Here is a 25,409-nt window from a genome sequence, read left to right on the forward strand (position 1 = left end):
GCACTCTGGCCGAAGCCGATTAACGCACGCTTAAACCTTGATGCCCCCGCCCGCCGCCGCGATTGTTGAACACAGGTTTCCCACACAATGAATTCGCGCTCCAAGACCGCTCTCACGAAGACCGCTCTCACGAAGACCGCTCTCACGAAGACCGCTCTCACAAAGTCTGCCCTCCGCAAGCCCGCCACCAAGACCACCGCCGCCAAGACATCTGCCGCTAAGACATCTGCCGCTAAGACATCTGCCGCCAAGACATCTGTCGCCAAGACATCTGCCGCCAAGACAAAACCCTCCAAGGCTGCGAGCAAGACCGGCAAGCTTCCGGAGTGGAACCTGGCCGATCTCTATTCCGGGATCGATGCGCCGGAAGTGGCGCGCGATCTCGAAACGTTGGACGCCGACTGCGTTGCCTTCGAGACGGACTACAAGGGCAAGCTGGCGACAGGGACAGCAAACGAAAATGGCGGAAAATGGCTCGCCGAGGCGGTGCGACGCTATGAGGCGATCGACGATCTCGCCGGCCGCCTCGGTTCCTATGCCGGCCTCGTGCATGCCGGCGACAGCGTGGACCCTGCGATTTCAAAGTTTTACGGCGACGTGTCCGAGCGCCTGACGGCGGCGTCCACGCATCTGTTGTTCTTCGCGCTCGAGCTCAATCGGATCGATGACGATATTTTGAATCGCGCGATGCAGGCCACCGAGCTCGCGCACTATCGTCCCTGGATCGAGGATCTGCGCAAGGAAAAGCCCTACCAGCTCGATGACAAGCTCGAGCAGCTCTTCCTGGAGAAGGCACAGACCGGCTATTCCGCCTTCAACCGGCTGTTCGATCAGACCATCTCGGGCCTGCGCTTCAAGGTCGGCTCCAAGGAGCTCGCGATCGAGCCGACGCTCAATCTGCTGCAGGACCGCGACGGCTTAAAGCGCAAGAGCGCGGCGGAGGCGCTGGCGAAAACCTTCAAGGCCAATGAACGCACCTTTGCGCTGATCACCAACACGCTTGCCAAGGACAAGGACATCTCCGACCGCTGGCGCGGTTTCAAGGACGTCGCGGATTCCCGCCATCTGAACAACCGCGTCGAGCGCGAGGTCGTCGACGCGCTGGTCGCCTCGGTGCGCGCAGCCTATCCAAAGCTGTCGCATCGCTATTACGCGCTCAAGGCGAAGTGGTTCGGCAAGAAGCGGCTGGCCTATTGGGACCGCAACGCGCCGCTGCCGTTCGCGGCGACCGACGTTATCGCCTGGCCGGAGGCGCGAAGCATGGTGCTGACGGCCTATCGCGGCTTCTCGTCTGAGATGGCCGATATCGCCGAGCGCTTCTTCACGGACCGCTGGATTGACGCGCCGGTGCGGCCGGGCAAGGTGCCGGGGGCGTTCTCGCATCCCACCACGCCGTCGGCACACCCCTACGTGCTGATGAACTACCAGGGCAAGCCGCGCGACGTGATGACGCTCGCCCACGAGCTCGGCCATGGCGTCCATCAGGTGCTGGCGGCAAAGAACGGCGCGCTGATGGCGCCGACGCCACTGACGCTGGCCGAAACTGCGAGCGTGTTCGGCGAGATGCTCACCTTCAAGCGTCTCCTTGCCCAGACCAGGAACGCAAAGCAGCGACAGGCGCTGCTCGCCGGCAAGGTCGAGGACATGATCAACACCGTGGTGCGGCAGATCGCGTTCTATTCCTTCGAGCGTGCGGTCCACACCGAGCGCAAGAACGGCGAGCTCACCGCGACCCGGCTCGGCGAGATCTGGCTGTCGGTGCAGGGGGAGAGCCTCGGTCCGGCGATCGAGATCAAGGCGGGCTACGAGAACTACTGGATGTACATCCCGCACTTCATCCACTCACCATTCTACGTCTACGCCTACGCCTTCGGCGACTGTCTCGTGAACTCGCTTTATGCGGTCTACGAGAACGCGGCCGAAGGCTTTGCGGAGCGCTATCTCGACATGCTCGCCGCCGGCGGCACCAAGCACTATTCCGAGCTGCTGCGCCCGTTCGGGTTGGACGCCAAGGACCCCAAGTTCTGGGATGGCGGTCTCTCGGTCATCGCCGGCATGATCGACGAGCTGGGGCAATGGGCTGAGGAGAGGGTGCCCGAATTCAGGGCAGGGGCGGCGCCGGGTATCCGTTGAACCGCGGTTCAGCAAAGGCAAGCGAGCGCTTTGGATCCGCGATAATCGGGATTCCAAATGAGCCTATTTGCTGGAAAACCGCCCCTCCGTGCCGTTGCCCTGTCCGACGGTTTAAGGTATCCCAGCCGAAGAATTCGACTTTCGACTGGGGACATCCATGGCAGATCATAGCGAAGTTGCGTACAGCACCGCCGACGGCAACGACTACGTTTCGCACGAGCAGACCTATGAGGGCTTCATCAAGCTGGTGAAGTACGGCACGGCTTCGGTCGCGCTCATCGTGATCCTGATGGCGATCTTCCTCACCTGACCCGTCTTCGGCAGCTGCACACGCCAACGGCAGCTGCTGCTCAGAAAACTTGCATACAAACCGGTCCCAGAACCGGTATCGAACGCCGCGGGAGTAACGCTTAGTTTGCGCGTGCGCTGTCCCGCGCCGCCGGAGGAGCTATGAAGATCGCCGTTGCCAAGGAAATCGATCCGCTCGAGCCGCGGGTCGCTGCTTCGCCCGATACGGTGAAGAAGTTCAAGGCGCTGGGCGCCGAGGTTGCTGTCGAGCCGGGTGCCGGTATCAAGTCGGGCCTGCCGGATTCCGAGTTCACCGCCGCCGGTGCCACCGTCAGCGCCGATGCGCTCAAGGACGCGGATATCATCATCAAGGTGAAACGCCCGGAGGCGTCCGAGCTTTCGCAGTACAAGCGCGGCGCGCTCGTCATCGCCATCATGGATCCCTATGGCAACGAGGCTGCGCTGAGGGCTATGGCCGATGCCGGCGTTGCTGCCTTCGCGATGGAATTGATGCCGCGCATCACCCGCGCGCAGGTGATGGACGTGCTGTCCTCGCAGGCCAACCTTGCGGGCTACCGCGCCGTGATCGAGGGCGCCGAGGCGTTCGGCCGCGCCTTCCCGATGATGATGACCGCGGCCGGCACCGTGCCCGCGGCGAAGGTGTTCGTGATGGGCGTCGGCGTCGCCGGCCTCCAGGCGATCGCGACCGCGCGCCGCCTCGGCGCGGTGGTCACCGCAACCGACGTCCGGCCCGCGACCAAGGAGCAGGTGGAATCGCTCGGTGCGAAATTCCTCGCCGTCGAGGACGAGGAGTTCAAGAACGCGCAGACGGCCGGCGGCTACGCCAAGGAAATGTCCAGGGAATACCAGGCCAAGCAGGCCGCGCTCACCGCCGAGCACATCAAGAAGCAGGACATCGTGATCACCACCGCGCTGATCCCGGGCCGCCCGGCGCCGAAGCTCGTCAGTGCCGACATGGTCAGGTCGATGAAGCCGGGCTCGGTGCTGGTCGATCTCGCCGTCGAGCGCGGCGGCAATGTCGAAGGCGTCAAGGCCGGCGAGGTCGTCGATCTCGATGGCATCAAGATCGTCGGCTACACCAACGTCGCCGGCCGCGTCGCGGCCTCGGCTTCCAGCCTCTATGCCCGCAATCTGTTCTCCTTCATCGAGACCATGGTCGACAAGAAGGAGAAGCAGCTCGCCGTGAACTGGGACGACGAGCTCGTCAAGGCGACCGCGCTGACGAAAGACGGTGCCGTGATCCACCCGAACTTCCAGCCGAAGGTTTAAGGAGAGCCGTCATGGAGCATGTTGCACAGGTCGTCGATCCCTTCATCTTCCGGCTGTCGATCTTCGTCCTCGCCGTCTTCGTCGGCTATTTCGTGGTGTGGTCGGTGACGCCGGCGCTGCACACGCCGCTGATGAGCGTGACCAACGCGATCTCCTCGGTGATTGTGGTCGGCGCGCTGCTCGCGGTCGGCGTCGGCATGGTTTCGAGCGGCTCGGGCTGGGCGCGCGGCTTCGGCTTCGTCGCGCTCATCTTCGCCTGCGTGAACATTTTTGGCGGCTTCCTTGTCACCCAGCGCATGCTGGCGATGTACAAGAAGAAGTCGAAGTAAGCGGCCACCTCGGGCTGAAGGGATCAATGGGGACCTGAGATGAGCGCCAATCTCTCTGCATTCTTGTATCTCGTGGCGGGGGTGCTGTTCATCCTGTCGCTGCGCGGGCTGTCGAGCCCGGCATCGTCGCGCCAGGGCAATCTGTTCGGCATGATCGGCATGGCGATCGCGGTCGCCACCACGCTGGCCAATCATCCGCCGGCGGATGGCCTCGCCTGGGTGCTGGTCATCCTCGCAGTCGCGATCGGCGGGGGCATCGGCGCGGTGATCGCGCGGCGCGTGCCGATGACCTCGATGCCGGAGCTGGTCGCCGCCTTCCACTCGCTGGTCGGCATGGCCGCGGTGCTGGTCGCGGCGGGAGCATATTATGCGCCCGAAGCCTTCGATATCGGTACGCCCGGGCACATCCACACCCAGAGCCTGGTCGAGATGTCGCTCGGCGTCGCCATCGGCGCGCTGACCTTCACCGGCTCGGTGATCGCCTTCCTGAAGCTGTCTGCCCGCATGAGCGGTGCGCCGATCATCCTGCCGGCGCGGCACCTCATCAACATCGCGCTCGCGATTGCGCTCGTCGTGTGCATCGTCGGCCTCGTGATGACCGGCAGCCCGGTGTTCTTCTGGCTGAACGTCATCCTGGCACTCTTGCTCGGCGTGCTCATGATCATCCCGATCGGCGGCGCCGACATGCCGGTCGTGATCTCGATGCTGAACTCCTACTCCGGCTGGGCCGCGGCCGGCATCGGCTTCACGCTCGGCAACTCCGCGCTGATCATCACCGGCGCGCTGGTCGGCTCGTCGGGCGCGATCCTGTCCTACATCATGTGCCACGCGATGAACCGGTCGTTCATCTCGGTCATCCTCGGCGGCTTCGGCGGCGAGACCGCTGCCGCCGGCGGCGGTACGGGCGAGCAGAAGCCGGCCAAGCTCGGTTCGGCGGACGACGCCGCCTTCATCATGAAGAACGCCTCCAAGGTCATCATCGTGCCCGGCTACGGCATGGCGGTGGCGCAGGCTCAGCACGCGCTGCGCGAAATGGCCGATGTCTTGAAGAAGGAAGGCGTCGAGGTGAAATACGCCATTCACCCGGTCGCCGGCCGCATGCCGGGCCACATGAACGTGCTGCTCGCCGAAGCCAACGTGCCCTATGACGAGGTGTTCGAGCTCGAGGACATCAACTCCGAGTTCGCGCAGGCCGACATCGCCTTCGTGATCGGCGCCAACGATGTCACCAATCCGGCTGCGGAAGAGGATAAGTCCTCTCCGATCTACGGCATGCCGGTGCTCCAGGTCTGGAAGGCCGGTACGGTGATGTTCATCAAGCGCTCGCTGGCCTCCGGCTATGCCGGCATCGACAACCCGCTATTCTATCGCGACAACACCATGATGCTGCTCGGCGACGCCAAGAAGGTCACCGAGAACATCGTCAAGGCGATGTAATCGCGGAAGGGACCGTCCCATCCGGGGCGGCCCAAAGCCATGCGCGAGCGGCGCGTCAAATGGCGCTGCCCACAAGGTGGCGTGCAGCTGCCTTGCTGCGGAGCCGTCGCAAGCCCTGGTCTCAACCCGAGGGCGGGCCGTGCAATGATGACCATCGTCAAGTGGATCGCCATTGTGCTCGTGACCGTCTATTGCGCCGGTCTCCTCGTGCTGTATGTCCGCCAGCGCGAGATGCTGTTTCCGATCCCGCCCGTCGGCCGCACCGCTCCCGATGCCGCCGGCCTTCCCGAGGCGGAAGAGCATGTCCTGACCACGTCGGACGGTGAGAGAGTCATCCTCTGGCACGTGCCGGCCAACCCCGGCCATTCCGTGATCCTGTACTTCCCGGGTAATGGCGATTTTCTCGCCGGCCGCATCAGCCGTTTCAAGGCGATGACCGCCGACGGCACCGGCCTCGTTGCCCTGTCCTATCGCGGCTATGCGGGCTCGAGCGGGATGCCGAGCGAGCAGGGGCTGCTGTACGACGCTGCGGCCGCTTACGCCTTCACCGCTGCGCGCTATGCAGCGGAACGAATCGTCGCGTGGGGCTTCTCTCTGGGGACGGGCGTGGCGGTTGCCATCGCCTCGGAACATCGCGTTGGAAAGCTCATCCTGGAGGCGCCTTATACATCGACCGTCGACGTTGCGGCTTCGTCGTTCTGGTTCGTGCCGGTCCGCCTTCTGATGCGCGATCCGTTCCATTCGGACCGGCGCATGGCGCGCGTCACGGTGCCGCTGCTTGTCATGCATGGCACTAACGACCTTGCCATTTCGATCATCTTCGGAGAGCGTCTGTTCGCACTCGCCCATGAGCCCAAGCGGTTCGTTCGCATGGTGGGCGGCGGGCACGACAATCTCGATCAATATGGCGCGATCGAAACGGCGAGAGGGTTCATTGGCGGCTGACAGCTTAGTGCAACGTTGCGTTCTCGTACTCGCTGTCTTCTGCTTGACGCTTCTGCCGCAGAATGCGCTGGCGGCGACGGGGCTCGATGGTGCGGCGATGCGCTGGCCCTATGCGCTGCCCTTTGCCGGCTTGCTGCTGTCGATCGCCTTGGGGCCGCTGCTTTTTGCGAAATTCTGGCACCATCATTACGGCAAGATCGCCGCGGCTTGGGCGCTGCTGGCGCTCGCCTCGCTCGTCTTCTTTGCCGGCGGCATGGCGACGCTGGCGGCGCTCGTTCACGCCATGCTCGCCGAATATCTCGGCTTCATCGTGCTGCTGTTCTCGCTCTACGTCGTGGCCGGTGGCATCCTCATCACAGGGGACATCAAGGCGACGCCGGCGAGCAATTTGGGCATTCTTGCACTCGGCACGTTCGGGGCGAGCGTCGTCGGCACCACGGGTGCCGCGATGATTCTGATTCGCCCCTTGCTCCGCGCCAACCGGCTGCGGCGCCACAACACCCACGTCGTCATCTTGTTCATCATCCTCGTTGCCAATGTCGGCGGCGCGCTGAGCCCGCTTGGCGATCCCCCGCTCTTCGTCGGCTTCCTGCACGGCGTCGACTTCTTCTGGACCACGCGGACCATCTGGTTGCAGACCGTGATCGTGGCCGGGCTGCTGCTCGCGATCTTCGTCGCTGTCGACGTCTGGCGCTTCCGGAGCGAGCCGCCGCTCGATGACACCGGCCCGGCACAGCCGGTCCGCGTCCGCGGGCTGGTCAATTTGCTGCTGATCGCGGCCATCGTCGCCAGCCTGCTCGCATCGGCGCTCTGGAAGCCGGCCATCGCCTTCGACATTCTTGGCACCAAGCTGGAGCTGGAGGATGTCGTCCGCAATCTGGTGCTGCTGGTGATCGCGGCGCTCTCGGTGTGGCTGACGCCCGACGAGCACAGGCAAGCCAACGGCTTCACCTGGGAGCCGATCCGCGAGGTCGCCAAGCTGTTCGCAGGGATCTTCGTCGCCATCATCCCGGTCATTGCCATGCTCAATGCCGGCCATGACGGTGCGTTCGCCTGGCTGCTGTCGGCCGTGACGGAGCCGAACGGCGCACCACGCGAGGCCGCCTATTTCTGGTTCACCGGCCTGATGTCCGCGTTCCTCGACAATGCGCCGACATATCTGTTGTTCTTCGAGCTCGCCGGTGGCGACCCGCGGGTGCTGATGCATGAGCTCTCGGGCACGCTCGCGTCGATCTCCATGGGGGCGGTCTACATGGGTGCGCTCACCTATATCGGCAACGCGCCTAACTTCATGGTGAGCAGCATTGCCAGCGAGAATGGCGTCGAGATGCCGAGCTTCTTCGGCTATCTCCTGCGCGCGGGCGCCGTGCTGGTCCCGCTGTTCCTGCTGCTGACGTTCCTGCCGGTCGCCCCGATCCTGCAGTGGCATTGAATCTCGCGCCTGATTTGATACTGCTCATTCAAGCAACTGGAAGCGGTGGATGAGCGCATATAGTCCGATGCCCCGGTCGGCCTGGATCTTCCCCGCGCTCGCCGTGCTGTTGTTCGCAGCCGTCAGCGCGACCGGTTATGTGTTCACGCTGTCGTTTGGCGGGCTTCTCTTCGCCATCGTCCTTCTGGTTATCCTGTTCGGCACGGTGTTCGCCGCTGTTCATCATGCCGAAGTGATCGCGGAGCGGGTCGGCGAACCCTATGGCACGCTGGTGCTGACGCTCTCGGTGACCATCATCGAGGTGGTGCTGATCACCACGATCATGCTGGGCGACAAGCCTGCGCCGGAACTGGCCCGCGACACCGTGTTCGCCGTGGTCATGATCGTCTGCAACGGCCTCGTCGGCCTCTGCATTTTGATCGGCGGCCTGCGCTATCGCGAGCAGGGTTTTCAGCTCTCCGGCGCCAACGTCTATCTCAGCGTGCTGTTCGCGCTCGCGACCATCACGTTGATCCTGCCGAACTACACCATCACCACACCTGGCCCGGTCTATTCCTCGGTCCAGCTCGGCTTCGTCGATGTCGTCACGCTCGCGCTGTATGGGGTCTTTCTCTACACCCAGATCGTCCTGCACAAGGATTACTTCGTTCATGAACGGACGGAGGGCGAGGGCGGGGAGGGGCACCTGTCGGCCGGGATGTTCGGGCTCACCGTGGCGCTGCTCCTGGTCTCGCTGCTGGCAGTCGTGCTGCTGGCCAAGAAATTCTCGCTGGTGGTTGATGCCGTCGGCGCCAGGATCGGCGCGCCGCCGGCCTTCGCCGGCCTTCTGGTCGCGCTGCTGATCCTGATGCCCGAGGGTGTCGCGGCCATTGCGGCGGCCCGCAAGAACGACCTCCAGAAGAGCATCAATCTCGCGCTCGGCTCGTCGCTGGCGACCATCGGCCTGACCATCCCCGCCGTCGGCGTCGCCACCTACGCGCTCGACAAGGAGCTCGAACTCGGCCTCAGCGCCCAGGGCAGCGTGCTTTTGCTGCTGACCTTCTTCCTGAGCATGCTGACCTTCGGCACGGGCAGGACCAATGTCCTGTTCGGCCTGGTCCATATGGTGGTATTTGCCGTCTACGTGTTCATGGTTTTCGTGCCGTAAAAGGAACTCCAGATGCTTGCCGCCAGGTCCGAGGTTCAGGTCGACAACGAAGAGGTCCGGGTCACGGAATGGCGCCTTCCGCCTGGCAGCGCGACCGGCCATCACACCCACGGCATGGACTATGTGATCGTGCCCGTGGTCGCCGGCGAGATGACCATCGTGGCGCCCAATGGCGAACGGTCCAAGGCGCAACTCGCCGCCGGAAAATCCTACTTCCGCAAGGCGGGCGTCCAACATGACGTACTTAACGAAACCTCAACTGAGATCGTGTTCGTTGAAGTCGAGCTAAAACGTTGAGTTGGCGCGACCGTTTGCCATCGATCCGTCGCAGTTGATCCCTCACAATGCCCTAAAGTTCCCGCATCAGATCGCGCGGGGAGTGGTCGGAATGCTGAAATACCTCGCAAAAATTTCGATGGATATTTTCCCCTCGGTGCTCGCGACGATCATCGGGGCCTACATCGTTAATCATTACATCAACGCCAAGCCGGCGGCCGACACTCCAGCCGCCGCGGTCGCGCCTGCCAAGACCGGCAGTGACAAGCCCACCGATACCGCCAACCTTCCTGCCCCCGGCGTCAAAGCCAAGGGCATCTCCGAGAAGAACGTCACGGACAAGGCGGCGGCCGAGAAGCCTGCCGATCATCAGGCGCCTGTCGAGACCAAGGCCGCAGACGTGGCTCCCGCCGAAATCAGCCCGCGCGGCCGTCCGCGCGACAAGGCCGCGGCCAAGTCCGCTCCGGCTGCCTCTGCTCCTGTGGTTGAGGCCAATTCTGCCGCGACTGCGGCTTCTCCAGCCGCCACCCCCGACGCCAACGATCTCGCGCGTGCCGCGATCGAGCGCCTGCGCAAGTCGCCTGAGGGCAAGGCCGCTGAGGCCAGATCTTCCGAAACCAGGCCCGCCGAGGTTCGCTCGTCGGAGACCAAGCAAGCCGAGCGGCCGGCAGAGCCTGTGGTGCGGGAAGCCACCCGCACGCCGGAGGCTCCGCGGGTCGTCAGCATGGAGCCGGCCCCGGTTCGTCCGCTGCCGCCGCCGATCACTGTATCGACGCCCTCATCTGAGGCCTATGGCAATGGTGGCTCCAATCCGCCCTACACGGCCTCGGTCAGCAGCGACGATCCGAATCGGGTGACGCCGCCGGCTGACATTCCCGTGCCGGTCATCGCGCCACCGCTCGATCTGCGTGCCGACGCTGGCGCCTCCATGCCGCGGCCGAAGAAGACCAATGTCGCCGACGAGATGCTGTCGGGCATGAAGTCGATGTTCAACGCCGTTCTGCCGAAGAGCGCTACCCCCGACTGAGCTGCGCTCCGCGTTGCGCCAAACCGTCAGCCGCCGACGCGGGCGAGGCCGCTGCGGGCGGCGTCATCGCGTGGACGCAGCGCGACCGCCTTGGTGTAGGACGCCGCCGCCTTGGCCCTGTCGCCCAGCCGCTCATAGGCCTGTCCGCGCGTGGTCCAGACCTGGGCGTTGTGCGGATCGGCCTCGGAGGCTTCATCGAGATCGGCTGCGGCCTCCTTGTTCTTGCCGAGCGCAAGATAGCTGTTGGCGCGACCGAGCAGCGGCTCGGCCTTTTGCGGGTTGAGCCCGCTCGCAGCGCTGAAATCGGCGATCGCGAAGTCGTGCTGGTTCTTGCCCTGGTAGATCAGCGCGCGGCCATAAAGCGCCTGCGCATTGTAGGGGTCGAGCCCGACCGCGCGATTGAACTCGTCGAGCGCTGCCGCGGTCTCGCCTGACTTCGCCAGCGACTGGGCCTTTGCGGTGTGGGCCTGAGCTTCGGCGATGTTGCCGGCGCTCACCGCGCTCTCGGTGGGCGCGGCCGTCTTGGGTGCTTCTTGCGGCTTGTCCTTCTCGGGGAGTAGCGATCCGAGATCGAATGAGCAGCCGCAGAGCGCAATCCCCATCACGGCCAGCGCGAACGGCTGCCGCCAGATCTGGCGTAGCCGCGGCAAGCCACGCTCGGGGAAGGGAGAGGCCATCTACGGTTCGCTCGCGCTAGAGCATGCTCCGGAAGTCTGAAGCGGTTTTCCGAAGAGATCATGCTCGAACAAAACCAAAGCGCGATGATAATTCGTCCCAGTCTCATTCGCGCTTTAGCGCCGCATCGGTAGTGCCCGTCCCGGAAAGGCACCGCTCACAAACAATGACGCGGGCCAAGGGCCCGCGTCATCGAAAACTGAGGTCTTACAGGTTCGGCAAATCAGCGCGGGCCGCGCGGGCCTGCACCGGCGCCGCCACGAGCGCCGCGATCACCGCCCGGGCCGGCGCCGAACACCGGCTTCGGCTTCATCGGCAGCAGGCCTTCGCGCTGCAGCTTCTTGCGGGCCAGCTTGCGCGCACGGCGCACGGCTTCGGCCTTTTCGCGGGCCTTCTTCTCGGAGGGCTTCTCGTAATGACCGCGGAGCTTCATCTCGCGGAAAATTCCCTCGCGCTGCATCTTCTTCTTCAGCGCCTTGAGGGCTTGATCAACATTGTTATCGCGAACGAGAACCTGCACGCGGCATCCTCTTCAGGTGGATCGGATTTGAATTCTGGTAAGTCAAAGGGGATGGCAAAAGCCCGGCGCCCTTAACCTTGAGCGCGGGGATGTATCAGACAAAACCAGAGATGTCCACCGGCCAAGCGGGTTTTCGGGCCAAGTTCGGCCATTAAATGCGGCGAAAATACCTCCATGCGGCCCCGATTTTGGAGATTTGGCGCCATTTGGGGGGCCGTGACCGGGGCTTTGTTCCGGCCTCTTTGAAATGAGGGGACTGTCCATGGACATGAAAAAATACGCCGCCGAGGCCATCGGCACCTTCTGGCTCACTTTCGCAGGCTGCGGGAGCGCGGTCATCGCCGCCGGCTTCCCCCAGGTCGGCATCGGCCTGGTCGGTGTCTCCCTTGCGTTCGGCCTGAGCGTCGTCACCATGGCTTATGCGATCGGCCACATCTCGGGCTGCCATCTCAACCCGGCTGTCACGGTCGGTCTCGCCGCCGGTGGCCGCTTTCCGGCGGGTCAGATCCTGCCCTACGTGATCGCCCAGGTGGCGGGTGCGATCGTCGCCGCGTGGCTGCTGTACGTCATCGCGAGCGGAGCGCCCGGATTCGATGTCGGCAAGGGCTTCGCCTCCAACGGCTATGATGCGCATTCGCCCGGCCAGTACAGCATGATCGCGTGCTTCCTCACCGAGGCGGTGATGACCATGATGTTCCTGTTCATCATCATGGGTGCCACCCACGGCCGCGCGCCGGCGGGTTTCGCACCGCTCGCGATCGGGCTCGCGCTGGTGATGATCCATCTCGTCAGCATTCCCGTCACCAACACGTCGGTGAACCCGGCGGCACCGGCCCGGCACTGTTCGTCGGCGGCTGGGCGCTGTCGCAACTCTGGCTGTTCTGGGTTGCACCGCTGATCGGCGGCGCTCTGGGTGGGGTGATCTATCGCTGGGTCAGCGAGGAGCCTACCGGCGTCGTCGCGGGCGTGAAGACCGCGTGATCGCAAAGAGCGGGATCGCAGGTCGAAGCTGCGGTCCCGTTACTTGCCGATGGTGGGGCGCACTTCGGTGACGTGACCCATCTTGCGGCCGGGACGCGGCGCGCCCTTGCCGTAGATGTGGACGGTGGCGCCCGGCACGGTGAGCCACTTCTCGTAATCTTTGATCTCGTCCCCAATCAGGTTGGTCATGGTGACGACCTCGCCATGGCGCACCGGCTTGCCGAGCGGCCAGCCGGCGATCGCGCGGATGTGCTGCTCGAATTGCGAGACCGAAGCGCCGTCGAGCGTCCAGTGTCCGGAATTGTGCACGCGCGGGGCGATCTCGTTGACCAGTACCTTCGCTCCGGTGCCATTGGCGAGCACGAACATCTCGACGGCGAGCACGCCGACATAATCGAGCGCGTTTGCGATTTTGGTCGCGACGCTGCGCGCTTCATCGGCGAGAGCGTCCGGGATCGGTGCCGGTGCGCGGGAGATTTTCAGAATGTGGTCGCGGTGTTCGTTCTCGGTGACGTCGAAGCACTCGACCTGGCCTGTGGCCGACCGTGCAGCGATCACGGAGATCTCGCGCTCGAACGGCACGAAGGCCTCCAGGATCGCCGATTTGGTGCCGAGACTGGTCCACACCTTGGCGATGTCGTCGCCCTCGCGGATGATGGCCTGGCCCTTGCCGTCATAGCCGAAGCGGCGGGTTTTCACCACGGCCGGGAGGCCGATTCTCAGGATCGCCTCGCGTAGCGAGGAGACGGAGGTGACGTCGGCATAGGCCGCAGTGCCGATGCCGAGCTTCGTCACGAAATCCTTCTCGGCGAGCCGGTCCTGGGTGGTCTCGAGGATCCTGCGATTGGGCAGCACCGGGCGGCGCGCGTCCAGCACCATCGCGGCGGCGGCAGGCACGTTCTCGAATTCGTAGGTGATGACATCGACGTCGCTCGCGAACAGCTCGAGCGCTTCGACATCGGCGTATTCGGCGCAGGTCGCGTTCAGCACGACGTCGAAGGCCGGCGAATCCGGATCGGGCGAGAACACCTGACAGCGCAGGCCGAGCCGGGCCGCGGCCATGGCCAGCATCCGGCCCAATTGTCCGCCGCCGAGGATTCCGATGGTGTCACCGGGCTTCAGCTTCACGTGCCTGGTGTCGGTCACGCCTTGTCCTCCGGGCGCTCGGCGACCGCCTCAGTTTGAGCCTTGCGCCAGGCGGCGAGGCGATCGGACAAGGCCGGGTCGGACAATGCCAGCACGGCGGCTGCCAGCAGCGCGGCGTTGATCGCGCCAGCCTTGCCGATGGCGAGGGTGCCGACCGGGATGCCCGCTGGCATCTGGACGATCGAATAGAGCGAATCGACGCCCTTCAGCGTCTTGGATTCGACGGGAACGCCGAATACCGGGAGTTCCGTCAGCGCCGCCGCCATGCCGGGCAGATGTGCGGCGCCACCGGCGCCGGCGATGATGACCTTGTAACCCGCGGCCTTGGCGCCCTTGGCGAAAGCAAACAGCCGGTCGGGAGTGCGGTGGGCCGAGACGACGCGGCTGTCGGCGGCAATGCCGAGCGCGTCAAGCGTGTCGGCGGCATGCCGCATCGTGTCCCAGTCCGACTGGCTTCCCATGATGATGGCGATCGGCGCGGTCATGACATCAAATGTGCCCGGAAAAACAGAAAGATAGGCCAGATTAAAGGTTCCGGCCGGCGGCTCGCAAGGCGGTGGCAAGGAGAAGGGAATCCACTATCCTGTCTTGGTGAATCCCCGCAAGCCTTCATTGAGCAGGATGCCCATGAAGAAACCAAAAAGGGCTAGCGCCGCGAAGGCCAAAGAGGGCCGGAAGACCAGCGCCGGCCGATCCAATGCCGCCCCCAAACGGCCGACCAAGCGTCGGGCGAAGCCGTCGCGGCGCGCCGCGTTGGATGATGACGGAGCCAGAGACAACGTCAGGGCGACGATCCGGGGCTTGCGGGCCAAGCTCAAGGAAGCGCAGCGCCGGGTCGCGGAGCTGGAAGCTGCGGCCGACACCGATTTCCTGCTCGAAATTCACAACCGGCGCGGCTTCGAGCGCGAGCTCGCGCGCGCCATCGCCTATATGAAGCGCTACCGCGCCAGCGGGGCGCTGATCGTGCTCGACGTCGACCGGCTGAAGCCGATCAACGATTCCTTCGGCCATGCCGCCGGCGACGAGGTGCTCAAGGCGATTGTCGCCACGCTGACGCGACAGGTGCGCGCCTCCGACGTGGTCGGCCGGCTCGGGGGCGACGAGTTCGCGCTGCTGCTCTGGAATCTCAGCGAGACCGATGCCAAGGCGAAGGCCACGGCCTTGGAGCAGGCGATCGACGAATTGTCCTTCGTCTTCCGCGGGCAGCACGTGACCGCAGGCGCCTCTGCCGGCGTCGCGTTGCTCGGTCCCCACTCCGACGCAGGCCGCGCCCTGGAGGAGGCCGATGCCGCCATGTACGTCCGCAAGGCGCACCGCCGGCACGAGCCGCGGATCAGGCTGGCCAGCGGCGAGCGTTAGAGAGTCGCAAGATCTTCGGGCACGTTGCCGAATTTGCGCAGCAGCGTCGCGTCACCGAACTCGCCGGTCATGGGATCGCCGCTGCGGCTGAACGCGATCGCGCCGATATGGCCGGCGCCGCGCGCGAGAATCTCTGCGCGTCGTAGCGCCGCCGTCGAGGACTGACACTCCTCCGCGGCGCCCGCGACCGGCGAGCCGTCGGCATCGATCAAGAAGGGCATTGCAACGTAGTAGGTCACATCTGACATGGCGTTGCTCCAATGATGAACTCAGGCGGCGCTGCTCTTGCTCCGCGAGGTTTCCGGAATGCAGCCGGCCGAAATCGCCGCCTGCAATTCCTCCAGCTCGGCTTCCAGATATTCGTTGGCCATGATCAGCGCCTTGATGGTGCTGCGCAGATTGCCGTCGCACATCGCGATCGCCTGATCGCAGGCCTGTTCATAATGGCTGTTGTCGAGAAGAGGCGTTGCCGACATCTGCGTTGTCCTTGTGCCTTGTCTTTGCATTTTCCTGGGGCCGCTGGGATCCTTCGAATGTTCCTATTTTGTTCTTTTTGAGTCAAGTGGATTCAGCTGCGGCGAGCGCCGCGAAAGACCGGCTTAGGCTCAGGCGATGATGTCGGGGGTAATCTGGTCTTCGATGAACGCGATGCGGTCGCGCAACAACAGCTTGCGCTTCTTGAGCCGCTGTAACCGCAATAGGTCGGGCGCGGGCGATTGATGCAACGCATCGATCGCCGCATCGAGATCTCGGTGTTCCTGCTGCAACCGGGTGAGCTCGGCTTCGAGCTCACGCTCATCTTCATTGGTCATGTCTGCGGTGGCCGAAAACCGATAGCCGTGAATCTGGGCTGTGGATGCCCTGTGGAAATTATCGTCCTTGCGCGGCGTGATCGCAAGCGATCTGCGACCCTCGCTCGCCGATCTCCCGCAACATATTTCTGCGAGGAGCTGTGGCCTTGCGCAGCTGCATTGATATCATGGATTTTTCCCGCGTGGTTCCCTTGGTCACGCTTCCTTACATATGAACTTTCAAAAATGACGGCGCGACAACGGATACCCATCGACAGGACGAATCGGTGATGTAGACTTGGCTGTCCGGATCGAATCCTGAGGTTCAACCCTACCGAGGAGGTTTCGAATGACAATTCAGGCACATCTTGTTGAATTGGAACGGAAGCACAAACTTCTCGAAAACGAATTGCACGAAGCTCTTGTGCACCTTTCAACAGACGACCTGCAAATTGTTGAGTTGAAGCGCCGGAAGTTGATGGTCAAGGACCAGATCGAGCGTCTGAAGCAAGGCGACACGCTCCACTAGTAACCCCGTAACACCGCAGAGTTGATCACATCCTTCGCAGGGGTGAGAGCATTCGTGCTCATCCCTGCTGCAGGGTGCACGCCGTGCAAGATCTTTGCACGGCGCTGGTCTTTGTTTGGACGCGTTGCCCTGACGCGAACTGGTATCCACTTCGCACGAAGACGCTCTAGATGCCTGCGAGCTCGGCGACGTGATCGGCGATCGCGAGCGACGACGTCAATCCCGGCGATTCGATGCCGAACAGATTGATCAACCCTGCGACGCCGTGATCGTGCGGGCCTTGCATCAAAAAATCCTGCGTGGCCACGGCCGGCGGCACGATCTTCGGGCGGATGCCCGAATAGCTCGGCATCAGCGCGCCATCGGGCAGTGTCGGCCAGTATTTGCGGATCGCCGGGTAGAAGCGCTCGGCGCGTGAAGGATCGACCTCGTAGTTGATCGTTTCGATCCACTCGACGTCAGGCCCGAAGCGGGCCTGCCCTGCCATATCCAGCGTCAGGTGCACGCCCAATCCGCCGGGTTCGGGCACCGGATAGATCAGGCGCGAGAACGGCGCCTTGGCGTTGCAGCTGAAGTAGTTTCCCTTGGCGAGGTAGGCCGGCGGAATCCGGTCCAGCGGCATGCCGTCGATGTTGCGCGCCACATTCGTCGCCGAGAGGCCGGCAGCGTTGACGAGAAGGTCGCATTGCAGAGTCATCGGTGCCTCGCCGCCGGCATCGATCTCGATGACACCGGCCGCCGCCTTGGCGCGGATCAGCGGGGTGTGAAACGCGAAGGCGGCGCCGGCGTCCTCGGCCTCGCCGCGCAGCGAGAGCATGTAGGCGTGGCTGTCGATGATGCCGGTTGACGGCGACAGCAGCGCGGCGTCGCAGGCGAGCGCCGGCTCCAGCGCGCGTGCGGCCTCGCCCGAAAGCAGCTGCATGTCGAGCACGCCGTTGGCTTCGGCATGCGCCTTGATCGATTGCAGCTTCTCGGTCTCCTTCGGGCTGGTCGCGACGATCAGCTTGCCGCAATTCTTGTGAGGGATGCCGCGGTCGGCGCAGTAGCGGTAGAGCGCGTGCTTGCCGGCAACGCACATGCGCGCCATCCAGCTTCCGGCGCGGTAGTAGATGCCGGCATGGATCACCTCGCTGTTGCGCGAGGAGGTGATGGTCCCAATGGCCTCGGCTTCCTCGAGCACGATCACCTCGCGCCCGGTCTGCGCGAGCTTTCGGGCCACCGCGAGACCGATCACGCCGGCTCCGATGACGACGCAGTCGACCCTATCCATGGTTGCGCAGGATGTCCGCTGGAAGCGCCGGTGGCGTCAGGCCTGGAAGCGGCGGCGCAGGGGAATTTTCCGTTAAGAAAGCATTTATCATGTCAGGGCAATTGCCGTATTTCGCGTCACATTTTTCTATTGTGGGTACAAGCGTTTACCCGATCCAAACCCGCGAGGCCAGACAATCCACGTTGAAATCGCGGGTGGCTGATGGCTGAGAAGAACTGGCACGTGGGCAGCACGCTTCCGATTGCTGTGCAGGCCGTCATGTGCCTGGCCGGCGCGGCCGCGCCTGTGCGCGCCTTTGCGGCTTCGGTCGGGTTCACCGTTCCGGGCGATCTCACCAAGCTTGATCCCAACGTGATCTGGGAAGCCCTGATCGCGGGCATCGTCATCTGCGCGTTCCTCGGCGCGATCGCGCTGTGGATCCATTCCTCGCTGCGTCAGACCCGGCGTTTGCAGTTGCGGCGCAATGCCTTCATCTCGTCCGCCCTGAACAATCTCAACCAGGGCGTGGTGATGACGGATGCGCAGCGGCGCATCATCTTCTGCAACGACCGCTATCTCGATATTTACGGCCTGACCCGCTCCGACCTTTGGACCGGCATGACCGCCCATGATATCCTCGAGCTGAGGCGCAAGCGGGGCGTCCTCGGCGGCGTCTCTGACAACGAGTTCTACGAGAAGGCGGCAAGCCCTAATGGTCTGATCACCGAACTGCCCGACGGGCGGGCCATCCTGGTGAAATATTTCGTGCTGCCGAATGGCGGCTCGGTTGCGACGCATCTGGACGTCAGCGAGCAGCGGAGGCTGTCACGGCAGCTCGCCTCGACCAAGCAGTTCCTGGAGACGGTGCTGGACAACGTGCCGGCCTGCGTCGCGGCGAAGAACATCGAGGACGGCCGCTACATTTTCGCCAATAGCGCCTGCGAGCGGTTCTGGGGGTTCTCGCGGGATCATGTCGTCGGCAAGAATGCGCGCGAGTTGTTTGCGCCGGTCTCGGCAGCCACGATCGAGGCGACCGACCGGGCGGCGCTCAATTCGCCGGACGGCGAGTTCCGCAACGAATTCGAGCTCGAGCGGGGCGAAGAACGGCGCATGGTCGCTTCGATCCGGATCGTGGTCCGCAACGAGAGCGACAAGCCCGAATTCCTGCTCATCGTGTTCGAGGACATCACCGACCGCCGCTCGCTGTCGAAGGAGCTGGAGAGCACCAAGAAGTTCCTCGAGCTCGTGGTCGACAATATTCCGGTCGCGCTGATCGTGGAGCAGGTCAAGGACGGCCGCTATCTGCTCGCCAACCGCAGCGCGGAGACGATCCTCAACCGCAGGCGCGAGGAAGCCACCGGCCTGACCGCCTCCGACATCTTCAACGCCAAGGAAGCGAAGCTGATCATCGGGCGCGACGAGGCCGCGATCAAGAAACGCGGGATGATCACCGAGGAGCATCCGATCTCCACCAAGGACGGTCTGCGGCTGTTCCTGACCCGCCGCGCCACCGTGCTCAGCGACGCCGGCGAACCGCAATATCTGATCAAGACCCACGAGGACGTCACGGATCGCCGGCAGACCGAGTCGCGCATGGCGCACATGGCCTATCACGACGGTCTCACCGATCTGCCGAACCGCGCCGCCTTCCTGCAGGCGCTGACTCAGATGATCGAGGCCTGCGAAGGCACCGGCGAGGAGTTCGCCGTGCTCTGCGTCGACCTCGACGGGCTCAAGGAGGTCAACGACGTCTTCGGCCATGCGCTCGGCGACAAGCTCCTGATCGAGGTGGCCCAGCGGCTCCAGGACTCCGCCCGCGGCGGCGTGGTGGCGCGCCTGTCCGGCGACGAGTTCGGTCTCATCATCGACGGCAAGCAGCCGCAAGCGGGGCTCGCGCTGGCGCAGCAGATCGGCGAAGCCGTCGCGGAGGAGTTCCAGATCGATGGCCGGCCGGTCCGTGCCGGCGTCACCACCGGCATGTCGATCTTCCCGCACAACGGCACGGATGGCGCCTCGCTGCTCGCCAACGCCGGCGCCGCGCTGTTCCGCGCCAAGCAGAAGTCGCGCGGCACGATCAGCCTCTACCAGCCGGAGATGGACCAGCAGATCCGCAATCGCCGCGTGCTGCACCAGGATCTTTCGATGGCGATCAAGAACGGCGAGCTCTCGCTCGCCTTCCAGCCGCAGGGGGCCGCCCGCCACAGCGTCGCCGAGAGCGAGATCATCGGCTTCGAGGCGCTGGCGCGCTGGCAGCATCCGGTCCGCGGTCAGGTCTCGCCGGCCGAATTCATCCCGATCGCTGAGGAGAGCGGCCTGATCGTCGAGATGGGCGAGTGGATCCTGCGCGAGGCCTGTCGCGAGGCGGCGTCCTGGCCGAAGCCGCTGCAGGTCGCGGTCAATTTGTCGCCGGCGCAGTTCATGCACGGTGACGTGGTTGGCCTCGTCCATTCGATCCTGATCGAGACGGGCCTTGCACCGGGCCGGCTCGAACTCGAGATCACCGAGGGTGTGCTGATCGAGGATTTCGATCGGGGCCTTGCGCTGCTGCGCCGCCTCAAGGCGCTCGGCGTGCGCATCTCCATGGACGATTTCGGCAGCGGTTACTCCTCGCTGAGCTACCTCCAGGCGTTCCCGTTCGACAAGATCAAGATCGACCGCGCCTTCATCATCAATCTCGGCCGCAACCCGCAATCAGCGGCGATCGTGCGTGCCGTTATCGACCTCGGCCACGGCCTCGAAATGTCGATCATCGCCGAGGGCGTCGAGACGGTGGAGCAACTCGCCTTCCTCGCCAAGGAGGGCTGCGACGGCGTGCAGGGCTATCTGCTCGGCAAGCCGCTGCCGATCGGGAAATATGCCGATCTCGTCGGCCGCGCCGAGGTCATGGAGCTCGCGCTCAAGACCGGCTAGTGATGCTGAGCGCTACCAACGCTCCCATTCGACGGCCTCATGGCGGACTACGATCTTGCGATCATCGGCGGCGGCCTGAACGGTGTCAGCCTCGCGCGCGATGCGGCTGGCCGCGGCCTGCGCGTGATTCTGTTCGAGCAGGGTGATCTCGCCGGCGCCGCGTCGTCGGCGACACCGCGGCTGATCCATGGCGATCTCGCGGTGCTGGAGCGCCGTGGCTTCTGGCGGGTGCGCCGAGCGCTCGCCGAGCGCCGGATCTGGCTCGCCATCGCGCCGCACCTGGTCCGGCCGATGCGCTTCGTGATTCCGGCCCATGCGGACGAGCGTCCACCGTGGCTGCTGCGCGCTGGCCTGTTCCTCTATGACAGCCTCGCCAGCCGGAACGGCCTGCCCGGATCGACGACCCTCGACATCACGCATCATCCGGTGGGCAACGCGCTGAAACGTCCGTTCGGCACGGCGTTCGAATATTCGGACTGCGTGGTCGACGATTCCCGTCTTGTCGTGCTCACGGCCCTGGATGCCGCCGAGCGTGGCGCTGCGATCCGGACCGGGGCGCGCTGCGTCCGTGCCGACCGAAGCGAGATCTGGCGCCTCGCGGTGGTCGATCGCGGACACCGCCGTACCGTCACGGCGCGGGCGCTGGCCAACGCGACCGGCGGCTGGACCTCGATGGTCGCGGAGACCGTGCTGCGGCAGCCGCAGCCGGTGATGGCGGCTACTCAGATGAGCCAGATCATCGTGCCCAGGCTGTTCGATTCTGAAAACGTCTACGTCTTCCAGAACAATGATGGACAGCTGATCTTCGCCCGGCCCTTCGAGCGCGATTTCACGCTGATCGGCACGGTCACGCACGCCTTCACGGGCGATCCCGCCATCGTTGCGATGCGAGGAGCCGACATCAGCTATCTCTGCGAGGCCGTCAGCCGCTATTTCCGCGAGCGCGTCGCCCCGATCGACGTGGTCCGCACGGTCTCGGGCGTCAACCTGACGCTGGCGTCCGCGCGCGGCCGCGACGAGACGACGCTGTTCCACGCGCGCCGGGGCAAGGCGCCGCTGCTCACGATGTTCGGCGGCGACGTCACCACCTCGCGCTTGCGCGCGGAGTGGGCGGTGACGAAGCTGACCCCGTTCTATCCGATGTCGCCGCCCTGGACCGCGGGTGCGGCGTTGCCCGGCGGAGATTTCGCCTGGGATCGTTTTGACACCGAGGTCGATCTTGCGCGCGACCGCTGGCGCTTTCTGCCGGAGTCGGAAGCCCAGCGCCTGGTTGCGGCCTACGGCTCGGGATTGTCGGCCGTGCTCGGCGAAGCAAGGACACGCGAAGAGCTTGGTCCGGCTTTCGGTCCCCGACTGACCGGCGCCGAGGTGCGCTATCTCGTGACCCGCGAATGGGCGCGTTTTCCGGATGACGTTCTGTGGCGCCGTTCCAAGCTGGGCCTGACAATGCCTGCGGCGGACTGTGAGGCGCTGGCGGCGTTCATGGCGGATTTGACTTAGGCGGGACCTCGCGCACCCGGCATCCCTCCGGGATCGCGAGCCCCATGGCGGATGGCATATGCGGCAATTGCCGTTCTCTCGTCATCCGACAGGATGACAGGAGGCGCTGCATCGGTACCGGCAAGCTGGAGTACGATGCGGGCAATATCGTCCTGCGCGTCTGCGGGCAGACTGCGTGCGATCTCCAGGGCCTGATCCGGCAACTTGGTCATGTCCTGATCATACGCCCTTTGACGCGCGTCGCATGAAGGCCAATTTCCGGTCATCCGCCCTGAACCGGTTGAGCTAAACACGATCGACCGCTAGCGTGCGGCGGAATCGGGGTTGGCAGGGATCATGGCGGAAGAGCTGCCCGGAAGGGATGTTCAAGCGGATGTGACTGGCGGAGATGCGCTTCCCGCGGCGGGCCAGCCGTTGCTGCGCATCGAGGGCGTGGCCAAGCGCTTTGGAACGTTCCGGGCCGTGGACGGCGTGTCGCTCGACATCAAGTCCGGCGAATTCTTCGCGCTGCTGGGGCCGAGCGGCTGCGGCAAGACCACGCTGCTGCGCATGCTGGCGGGCTTCGAGGCGCCGGACGAGGGACACATCCTGCTCGGCGGCAAGGATATCGCGCAGGCGCTACCCCACGAGCGTCCGATCAACATGATGTTCCAGAACTATGCGCTGTTTCCGCATCTGTCGGTGCGCGACAACATCGCCTTCGGCCTCAAGCGTGCCGGCATGGCGCGCGCCGAGATCGCCACCCGCGTCGCGGAAATGGTCGCTCTGGTGAAGCTCGAGGGCCTGGAGAAACGCAAGCCGGACCAGCTCTCCGGCGGCCAGCGCCAGCGCGTGGCGCTCGCCCGCGCCCTGGCGCGCCGGCCGCAACTCCTGTTGCTCGACGAGCCGCTTGCGGCCCTCGACAAGAAGCTGCGCGAGAGCACGCAAGGTGAGCTGATGGAGCTGCAGCGCCGGCTCGGCATGACCTTCATCATCGTTACCCACGACCAGGAAGAAGCGATGACGATGGCGAGCCGGATCGGCGTGATGAAGGCCGGCAAGCTCGCGCAGGTGGCTAGTCCTCGCGAGCTCTATGAGGCACCACGCTCGCGCTGGATCGCCGAGTTCGTCGGCGACATCAATCTGTTCGACGGTGAGACAAAATTGCGCGACGGTCATCGTCTGGTCATCGGCACGCGTGATGCGGGTGCGCTGGTGGTCGCCGAGCCGCGCGAACCGCTCGGCACGGGAAAATTCGCGGTCGCGATCCGCCCCGAGAAGGTCAAGCTGTCGCGTCGCGCCCCAGTGAGCGAGGCGGGCCGTGAGACGGCGATCAACCTGCTGGACGGCGTCATCGCCGACATCTGCTATCTCGGCGGCACCACCACCTACAAGGTGAAGCTCGATTCCGGCGGGATGCTGCAGGCTTCGGTCGTCAACAGCGCGCGCCTCGACGTCGATGCCTACAGCCTCAACCAGCATGTCGTCGCCTGGTTCACGCCCGACGATTGCGTGGTGCTGCCGTCATGAGCTCCCGCCGCATCTTCGCGCGGCCGGCGCGCTTCGCTGCGATCGCACCCTATGTCTGGATGGCGCTGTTCTTCCTGGTGCCGTTCGCCTTCGTCCTCAAGATCAGCCTGTCGCAGACCGCGATCGCGCAGCCGCCCTATGAGCCCGTGTTCGACCTGACGGCGGGATGGGAAGCGCTCAAGGCCGCCTTAGCCGCGCTGTCGATCGACAATTTCAGGCTGCTCGGTTCCGACGACATCTATGTCTTTGCTTATGTCCGCAGCCTCACCGTCGCCGTGACCGCGACTGCACTGTTGCTGCTGTTCGGCTATCCCATCGCCTATGGCATGGCGCGATTGCCAAAACGCTGGCAGGCGGTGGCGATGGTGCTGGTGATCGTGCCGTTCTGGACCTCGTTCCTGATCCGCATCTATGCCTGGATCAACATCCTCCAGCATGATGGCCTGCTCAACCAGATCCTGCTGGCGCTGCATCTGGTCAGCCAGCCCGTGGTGTGGCTCTCCACCGACACCGCGATGTATATCGGCATCGTCTATTCCTATCTGCCGTTCATGATCCTGCCGCTCTACGCCACGCTCGCCAAGATGGAGCCGGCGCTGGAGGAGGCGGCCTCCGATCTCGGCGCGCCGCCCTGGCATGTGTTCTGGCTCGTCACCTTTCCGCTGTCGCTGCCCGGCGTCGGGGCCGGCGTGCTGCTGTGCTTCATCCCGATCGTCGGCGAGTTCGTGATCCCTGATCTCCTGGCCGGCTCCAATGCGCTGATGATCGGCCAGACCCTGTGGCTGGAATTCTTCACCAACAAGGACTGGCCGGTCGCCTCCGCCGCGGCCATCGTGCTGCTGGTCGTGCTGCTGCTGCCGCTGCTGCTGTACGAGCGGCTGCAGAAGCGGCAGCTGGAACAGAGGCGCTGAGACGATGCGCAAGGTTTCGCGCCTATCACGCTTCAACATCGCGTCGCTGGCGCTGGGCCTGGCGTTTCTCTATTTGCCGATTCTCATCCTCGTTCTCTATTCCTTCAACGCCTCCCGGCTGGTGACGGTGTGGGGCGGGTGGTCGCTGCGCTGGTACCGCGAGTTCTTCAAGGACCGCGCCATGATCGAGGCGGCCTGGATGAGCCTGCGGGTCGCGGTCTCCTCCGCGACGATCGCCACGCTGCTCGGCACGCTCGCGGCGGTGGCGCTGTCGCGCGGTGAACGCTTCCGCGGCCGCACGCTGTTTTCCGGCATGCTCTATGCGCCGCTGGTGATGCCGGAGGTGATCACCGGATTGTCGCTGCTCTTGCTGTTCGTCGCGCTGAACGCCGAGCGCGGCTTCTGGACGGTGACGATCGCCCACACCACGCTGACGATGTGCTTCGTCGCGGTGGTCGTGCAGTCCCGACTCGGCTCGCTCGATCGTTCGCTGGAGGAGGCCGCGATGGACCTCGGCTGCAACCCGGTTCGGGCGTTTATGGCCGTCACCCTGCCGCTGATCGCGCCTGCGATCGTCGCAGGCTGGATGCTCGCCTTCACGCTCTCGCTGGACGATCTCGTCATCGCGAGCTTCACCACCGGCCCCGGCTCGGCGACGCTGCCGATCCGCATCTATTCGGAGGTGCGGCTCGGTGTGAAGCCTGAGATCAACGCGATCTGTACGCTGGTGATCGCCCTGATCGCGGTCGTCATCGTCATTGCCTCGCTCGCCTCGAAGCTGTCGAGCTCGCAGGGCGAGAGCGCGGCACCGCTTTAGAGCAGGATGAGTTTTTGCTTGAAACGATGCGAGCCCAGGAGGCAGATCACCTCTCCCGACGGGAGAGGTCGGATCGCATCAAAGATGCGATCCGGGTGAGGGCTTGAGGTCTCGCTGATCGCTGCGGCCCCTCACCCGGATTGCTCAGGCGCGCAATTGCGCGCCGAAGCAATCCGACCTCTCTCCGCCGGGGAGAGGTGAACCGAAG

The 25,409-nt window shown here is 64.5% G+C and carries 26 protein-coding genes and 1 pseudogene; 18 read left to right on the forward strand and 9 right to left on the reverse strand.

Features of this window, described 5'->3' with window-relative positions; genetic code table 11:
* Positions 1 to 87 precede the first annotated feature (87 nt).
* The 10 genes from P6U28_RS37000 to P6U28_RS37045 all read left to right on the forward strand — a co-directional run bounded on the left by P6U28_RS37000 (position 88) and on the right by P6U28_RS37045 (position 10,304).
* On the forward strand, positions 88 to 2,133 hold the full coding sequence (locus tag P6U28_RS37000; protein WP_407120785.1) for a M3 family oligoendopeptidase: 2,046 nt from the start codon (positions 88 to 90) through the stop codon (positions 2,131 to 2,133).
* A 157-nt stretch (positions 2,134 to 2,290) separates the two neighbouring features.
* Complete coding sequence (locus tag P6U28_RS37005) at positions 2,291 to 2,443, forward strand: aa3-type cytochrome c oxidase subunit IV (RefSeq protein WP_122405609.1); 153 nt, start codon at positions 2,291 to 2,293, stop codon at positions 2,441 to 2,443.
* Between the two features lie 140 nt (positions 2,444 to 2,583).
* Positions 2,584 to 3,711, forward strand: a complete 1,128-nt coding sequence (locus P6U28_RS37010; RefSeq protein WP_209295118.1) for a Re/Si-specific NAD(P)(+) transhydrogenase subunit alpha — start codon at positions 2,584 to 2,586, stop codon at positions 3,709 to 3,711.
* An 11-nt stretch (positions 3,712 to 3,722) separates the two neighbouring features.
* Positions 3,723 to 4,040 carry a proton-translocating transhydrogenase family protein gene (locus P6U28_RS37015; protein WP_091888212.1) on the forward strand — a complete coding sequence of 106 codons (318 nt, stop codon included), beginning with the start codon at positions 3,723 to 3,725 and terminating at the stop codon, positions 4,038 to 4,040.
* Between the two features lie 39 nt (positions 4,041 to 4,079).
* Positions 4,080 to 5,477 carry an NAD(P)(+) transhydrogenase (Re/Si-specific) subunit beta gene (locus P6U28_RS37020; protein WP_164937303.1) on the forward strand — a complete coding sequence of 466 codons (1,398 nt, stop codon included), beginning with the start codon at positions 4,080 to 4,082 and terminating at the stop codon, positions 5,475 to 5,477.
* A 147-nt stretch (positions 5,478 to 5,624) separates the two neighbouring features.
* Complete coding sequence (locus tag P6U28_RS37025; RefSeq protein ID WP_407123146.1) at positions 5,625 to 6,422, forward strand: alpha/beta hydrolase; 798 nt, start codon at positions 5,625 to 5,627, stop codon at positions 6,420 to 6,422.
* A gap of 97 nt (positions 6,423 to 6,519) precedes the next feature.
* The gene (locus tag P6U28_RS37030) at positions 6,520 to 7,854 is read left to right on the forward strand and encodes a sodium:proton antiporter (RefSeq protein WP_244608055.1); all 1,335 of its coding nucleotides are present in this window, start codon (positions 6,520 to 6,522) and stop codon (positions 7,852 to 7,854) included.
* Between the two features lie 49 nt (positions 7,855 to 7,903).
* A complete protein-coding gene (locus P6U28_RS37035) occupies positions 7,904 to 9,001 on the forward strand; it encodes a calcium:proton antiporter (protein WP_129144608.1) in 1,098 nt (365 codons plus the stop codon).
* Positions 9,002 to 9,013: 12 nt separating this feature from the next.
* Positions 9,014 to 9,298 carry a cupin domain-containing protein gene (locus tag P6U28_RS37040; RefSeq protein ID WP_129144609.1) on the forward strand — a complete coding sequence of 95 codons (285 nt, stop codon included), beginning with the start codon at positions 9,014 to 9,016 and terminating at the stop codon, positions 9,296 to 9,298.
* 91 nt (positions 9,299 to 9,389) lie between these two features.
* Complete coding sequence (locus P6U28_RS37045) at positions 9,390 to 10,304, forward strand: hypothetical protein (protein ID WP_129144610.1); 915 nt, start codon at positions 9,390 to 9,392, stop codon at positions 10,302 to 10,304.
* Positions 10,305 to 10,330: 26 nt separating this feature from the next.
* Here P6U28_RS37045 and P6U28_RS37050 read toward each other — a convergent pair whose 3' ends face one another.
* The gene (locus tag P6U28_RS37050; protein ID WP_122405602.1) at positions 10,331 to 10,981 is read right to left on the reverse strand and encodes a tetratricopeptide repeat protein; all 651 of its coding nucleotides are present in this window, start codon (positions 10,979 to 10,981) and stop codon (positions 10,331 to 10,333) included.
* A gap of 221 nt (positions 10,982 to 11,202) precedes the next feature.
* A complete protein-coding gene (gene rpsU, locus P6U28_RS37055) occupies positions 11,203 to 11,499 on the reverse strand; it encodes a 30S ribosomal protein S21 (protein ID WP_027573137.1) in 297 nt (98 codons plus the stop codon).
* Positions 11,500 to 11,761: 262 nt separating this feature from the next.
* On the opposite strand from rpsU, the pseudogene aqpZ reads away from it, so the two are divergent.
* Positions 11,762 to 12,480, forward strand: a pseudogene (gene aqpZ / locus P6U28_RS37060) (aquaporin Z).
* Between the two features lie 39 nt (positions 12,481 to 12,519).
* Here the strand turns inward: aqpZ and P6U28_RS37065 are convergent.
* The gene (locus tag P6U28_RS37065; RefSeq protein ID WP_129144612.1) at positions 12,520 to 13,626 is read right to left on the reverse strand and encodes a 5-(carboxyamino)imidazole ribonucleotide synthase; all 1,107 of its coding nucleotides are present in this window, start codon (positions 13,624 to 13,626) and stop codon (positions 12,520 to 12,522) included.
* Complete coding sequence (gene purE, locus P6U28_RS37070) at positions 13,623 to 14,111, reverse strand: 5-(carboxyamino)imidazole ribonucleotide mutase (RefSeq protein ID WP_122405599.1); 489 nt, start codon at positions 14,109 to 14,111, stop codon at positions 13,623 to 13,625. Before purE ends, P6U28_RS37065 begins: the two co-directional genes overlap by 4 nt.
* 142 nt (positions 14,112 to 14,253) lie before the next feature.
* Here purE and P6U28_RS37075 point away from each other — a divergent pair, with 142 nt between their 5' ends.
* Positions 14,254 to 14,985: a GGDEF domain-containing protein gene (locus P6U28_RS37075; protein WP_162500444.1), complete on the forward strand. Its 732-nt coding sequence runs from the start codon at positions 14,254 to 14,256 to the stop codon at positions 14,983 to 14,985.
* Here P6U28_RS37075 and P6U28_RS37080 read toward each other — a convergent pair.
* The 3 genes from P6U28_RS37080 to P6U28_RS37090 all read right to left on the reverse strand — a co-directional run bounded on the left by P6U28_RS37080 (position 14,982) and on the right by P6U28_RS37090 (position 15,797).
* On the reverse strand, positions 14,982 to 15,233 hold the full coding sequence (locus tag P6U28_RS37080; protein WP_129144613.1) for a hypothetical protein: 252 nt from the start codon (positions 15,231 to 15,233) through the stop codon (positions 14,982 to 14,984). The two genes, P6U28_RS37075 and P6U28_RS37080, sit on opposite strands and share 4 nt — an antisense overlap.
* A gap of 21 nt (positions 15,234 to 15,254) precedes the next feature.
* Entirely contained in the window at positions 15,255 to 15,461 is a 207-nt protein-coding gene (locus P6U28_RS37085) for a hypothetical protein (RefSeq protein WP_122405596.1), read from the reverse strand.
* Positions 15,462 to 15,590: 129 nt separating this feature from the next.
* Entirely contained in the window at positions 15,591 to 15,797 is a 207-nt protein-coding gene (locus tag P6U28_RS37090; RefSeq protein ID WP_008546179.1) for a YdcH family protein, read from the reverse strand.
* 328 nt (positions 15,798 to 16,125) lie between these two features.
* Here P6U28_RS37090 and P6U28_RS37095 point away from each other — a divergent pair, with 328 nt between their 5' ends.
* Positions 16,126 to 16,305 (forward strand): YdcH family protein, encoded by a 180-nt coding sequence (locus P6U28_RS37095; RefSeq protein WP_025034152.1) that lies wholly within the window; start codon positions 16,126 to 16,128, stop codon positions 16,303 to 16,305.
* 166 nt (positions 16,306 to 16,471) lie between these two features.
* On the opposite strand, the gene P6U28_RS37100 is transcribed toward P6U28_RS37095, so the two are convergent.
* A complete protein-coding gene (locus tag P6U28_RS37100; RefSeq protein ID WP_122405595.1) occupies positions 16,472 to 17,575 on the reverse strand; it encodes an NAD(P)/FAD-dependent oxidoreductase in 1,104 nt (367 codons plus the stop codon).
* Between the two features lie 201 nt (positions 17,576 to 17,776).
* Here P6U28_RS37100 and P6U28_RS37105 point away from each other — a divergent pair, with 201 nt between their 5' ends.
* Together P6U28_RS37105 and P6U28_RS37110 are read left to right on the forward strand one after the other, a co-directional pair.
* On the forward strand, positions 17,777 to 20,464 hold the full coding sequence (locus P6U28_RS37105; protein ID WP_407120787.1) for an EAL domain-containing protein: 2,688 nt from the start codon (positions 17,777 to 17,779) through the stop codon (positions 20,462 to 20,464).
* A 39-nt stretch (positions 20,465 to 20,503) separates the two neighbouring features.
* Positions 20,504 to 21,964: a glycerol-3-phosphate dehydrogenase gene (locus P6U28_RS37110; protein ID WP_209295122.1), complete on the forward strand. Its 1,461-nt coding sequence runs from the start codon at positions 20,504 to 20,506 to the stop codon at positions 21,962 to 21,964.
* Here P6U28_RS37110 and P6U28_RS37115 read toward each other — a convergent pair.
* Positions 21,961 to 22,176 (reverse strand): hypothetical protein, encoded by a 216-nt coding sequence (locus tag P6U28_RS37115; protein WP_129144615.1) that lies wholly within the window; start codon positions 22,174 to 22,176, stop codon positions 21,961 to 21,963. The two genes, P6U28_RS37110 and P6U28_RS37115, sit on opposite strands and share 4 nt — an antisense overlap.
* A 124-nt stretch (positions 22,177 to 22,300) precedes the next feature.
* Between P6U28_RS37115 and P6U28_RS37120 the strand changes: the two genes are divergently transcribed.
* Genes P6U28_RS37120 through P6U28_RS37130 form a run of 3 tightly spaced genes read left to right on the forward strand, consistent with a single transcriptional unit; the run spans position 22,301 to position 25,201 of the window.
* Positions 22,301 to 23,473, forward strand: coding sequence for an ABC transporter ATP-binding protein (locus tag P6U28_RS37120; protein WP_129144640.1), 1,173 nt, complete (start codon positions 22,301 to 22,303; stop codon positions 23,471 to 23,473).
* Positions 23,470 to 24,384, forward strand: coding sequence for an ABC transporter permease (locus P6U28_RS37125; protein ID WP_129144616.1), 915 nt, complete (start codon positions 23,470 to 23,472; stop codon positions 24,382 to 24,384). Before P6U28_RS37120 ends, P6U28_RS37125 begins: the two co-directional genes overlap by 4 nt.
* A 4-nt stretch (positions 24,385 to 24,388) precedes the next feature.
* The gene (locus tag P6U28_RS37130; protein ID WP_129144617.1) at positions 24,389 to 25,201 is read left to right on the forward strand and encodes an ABC transporter permease; all 813 of its coding nucleotides are present in this window, start codon (positions 24,389 to 24,391) and stop codon (positions 25,199 to 25,201) included.
* Positions 25,202 to 25,409: the final 208 nt, after the last annotated feature.

Source organism: Bradyrhizobium sp. STM 3561 (assembly GCF_045571455.1).
Taxonomy (GTDB): Bacteria; Pseudomonadota; Alphaproteobacteria; order Rhizobiales; family Xanthobacteraceae; genus Bradyrhizobium; species Bradyrhizobium vignae.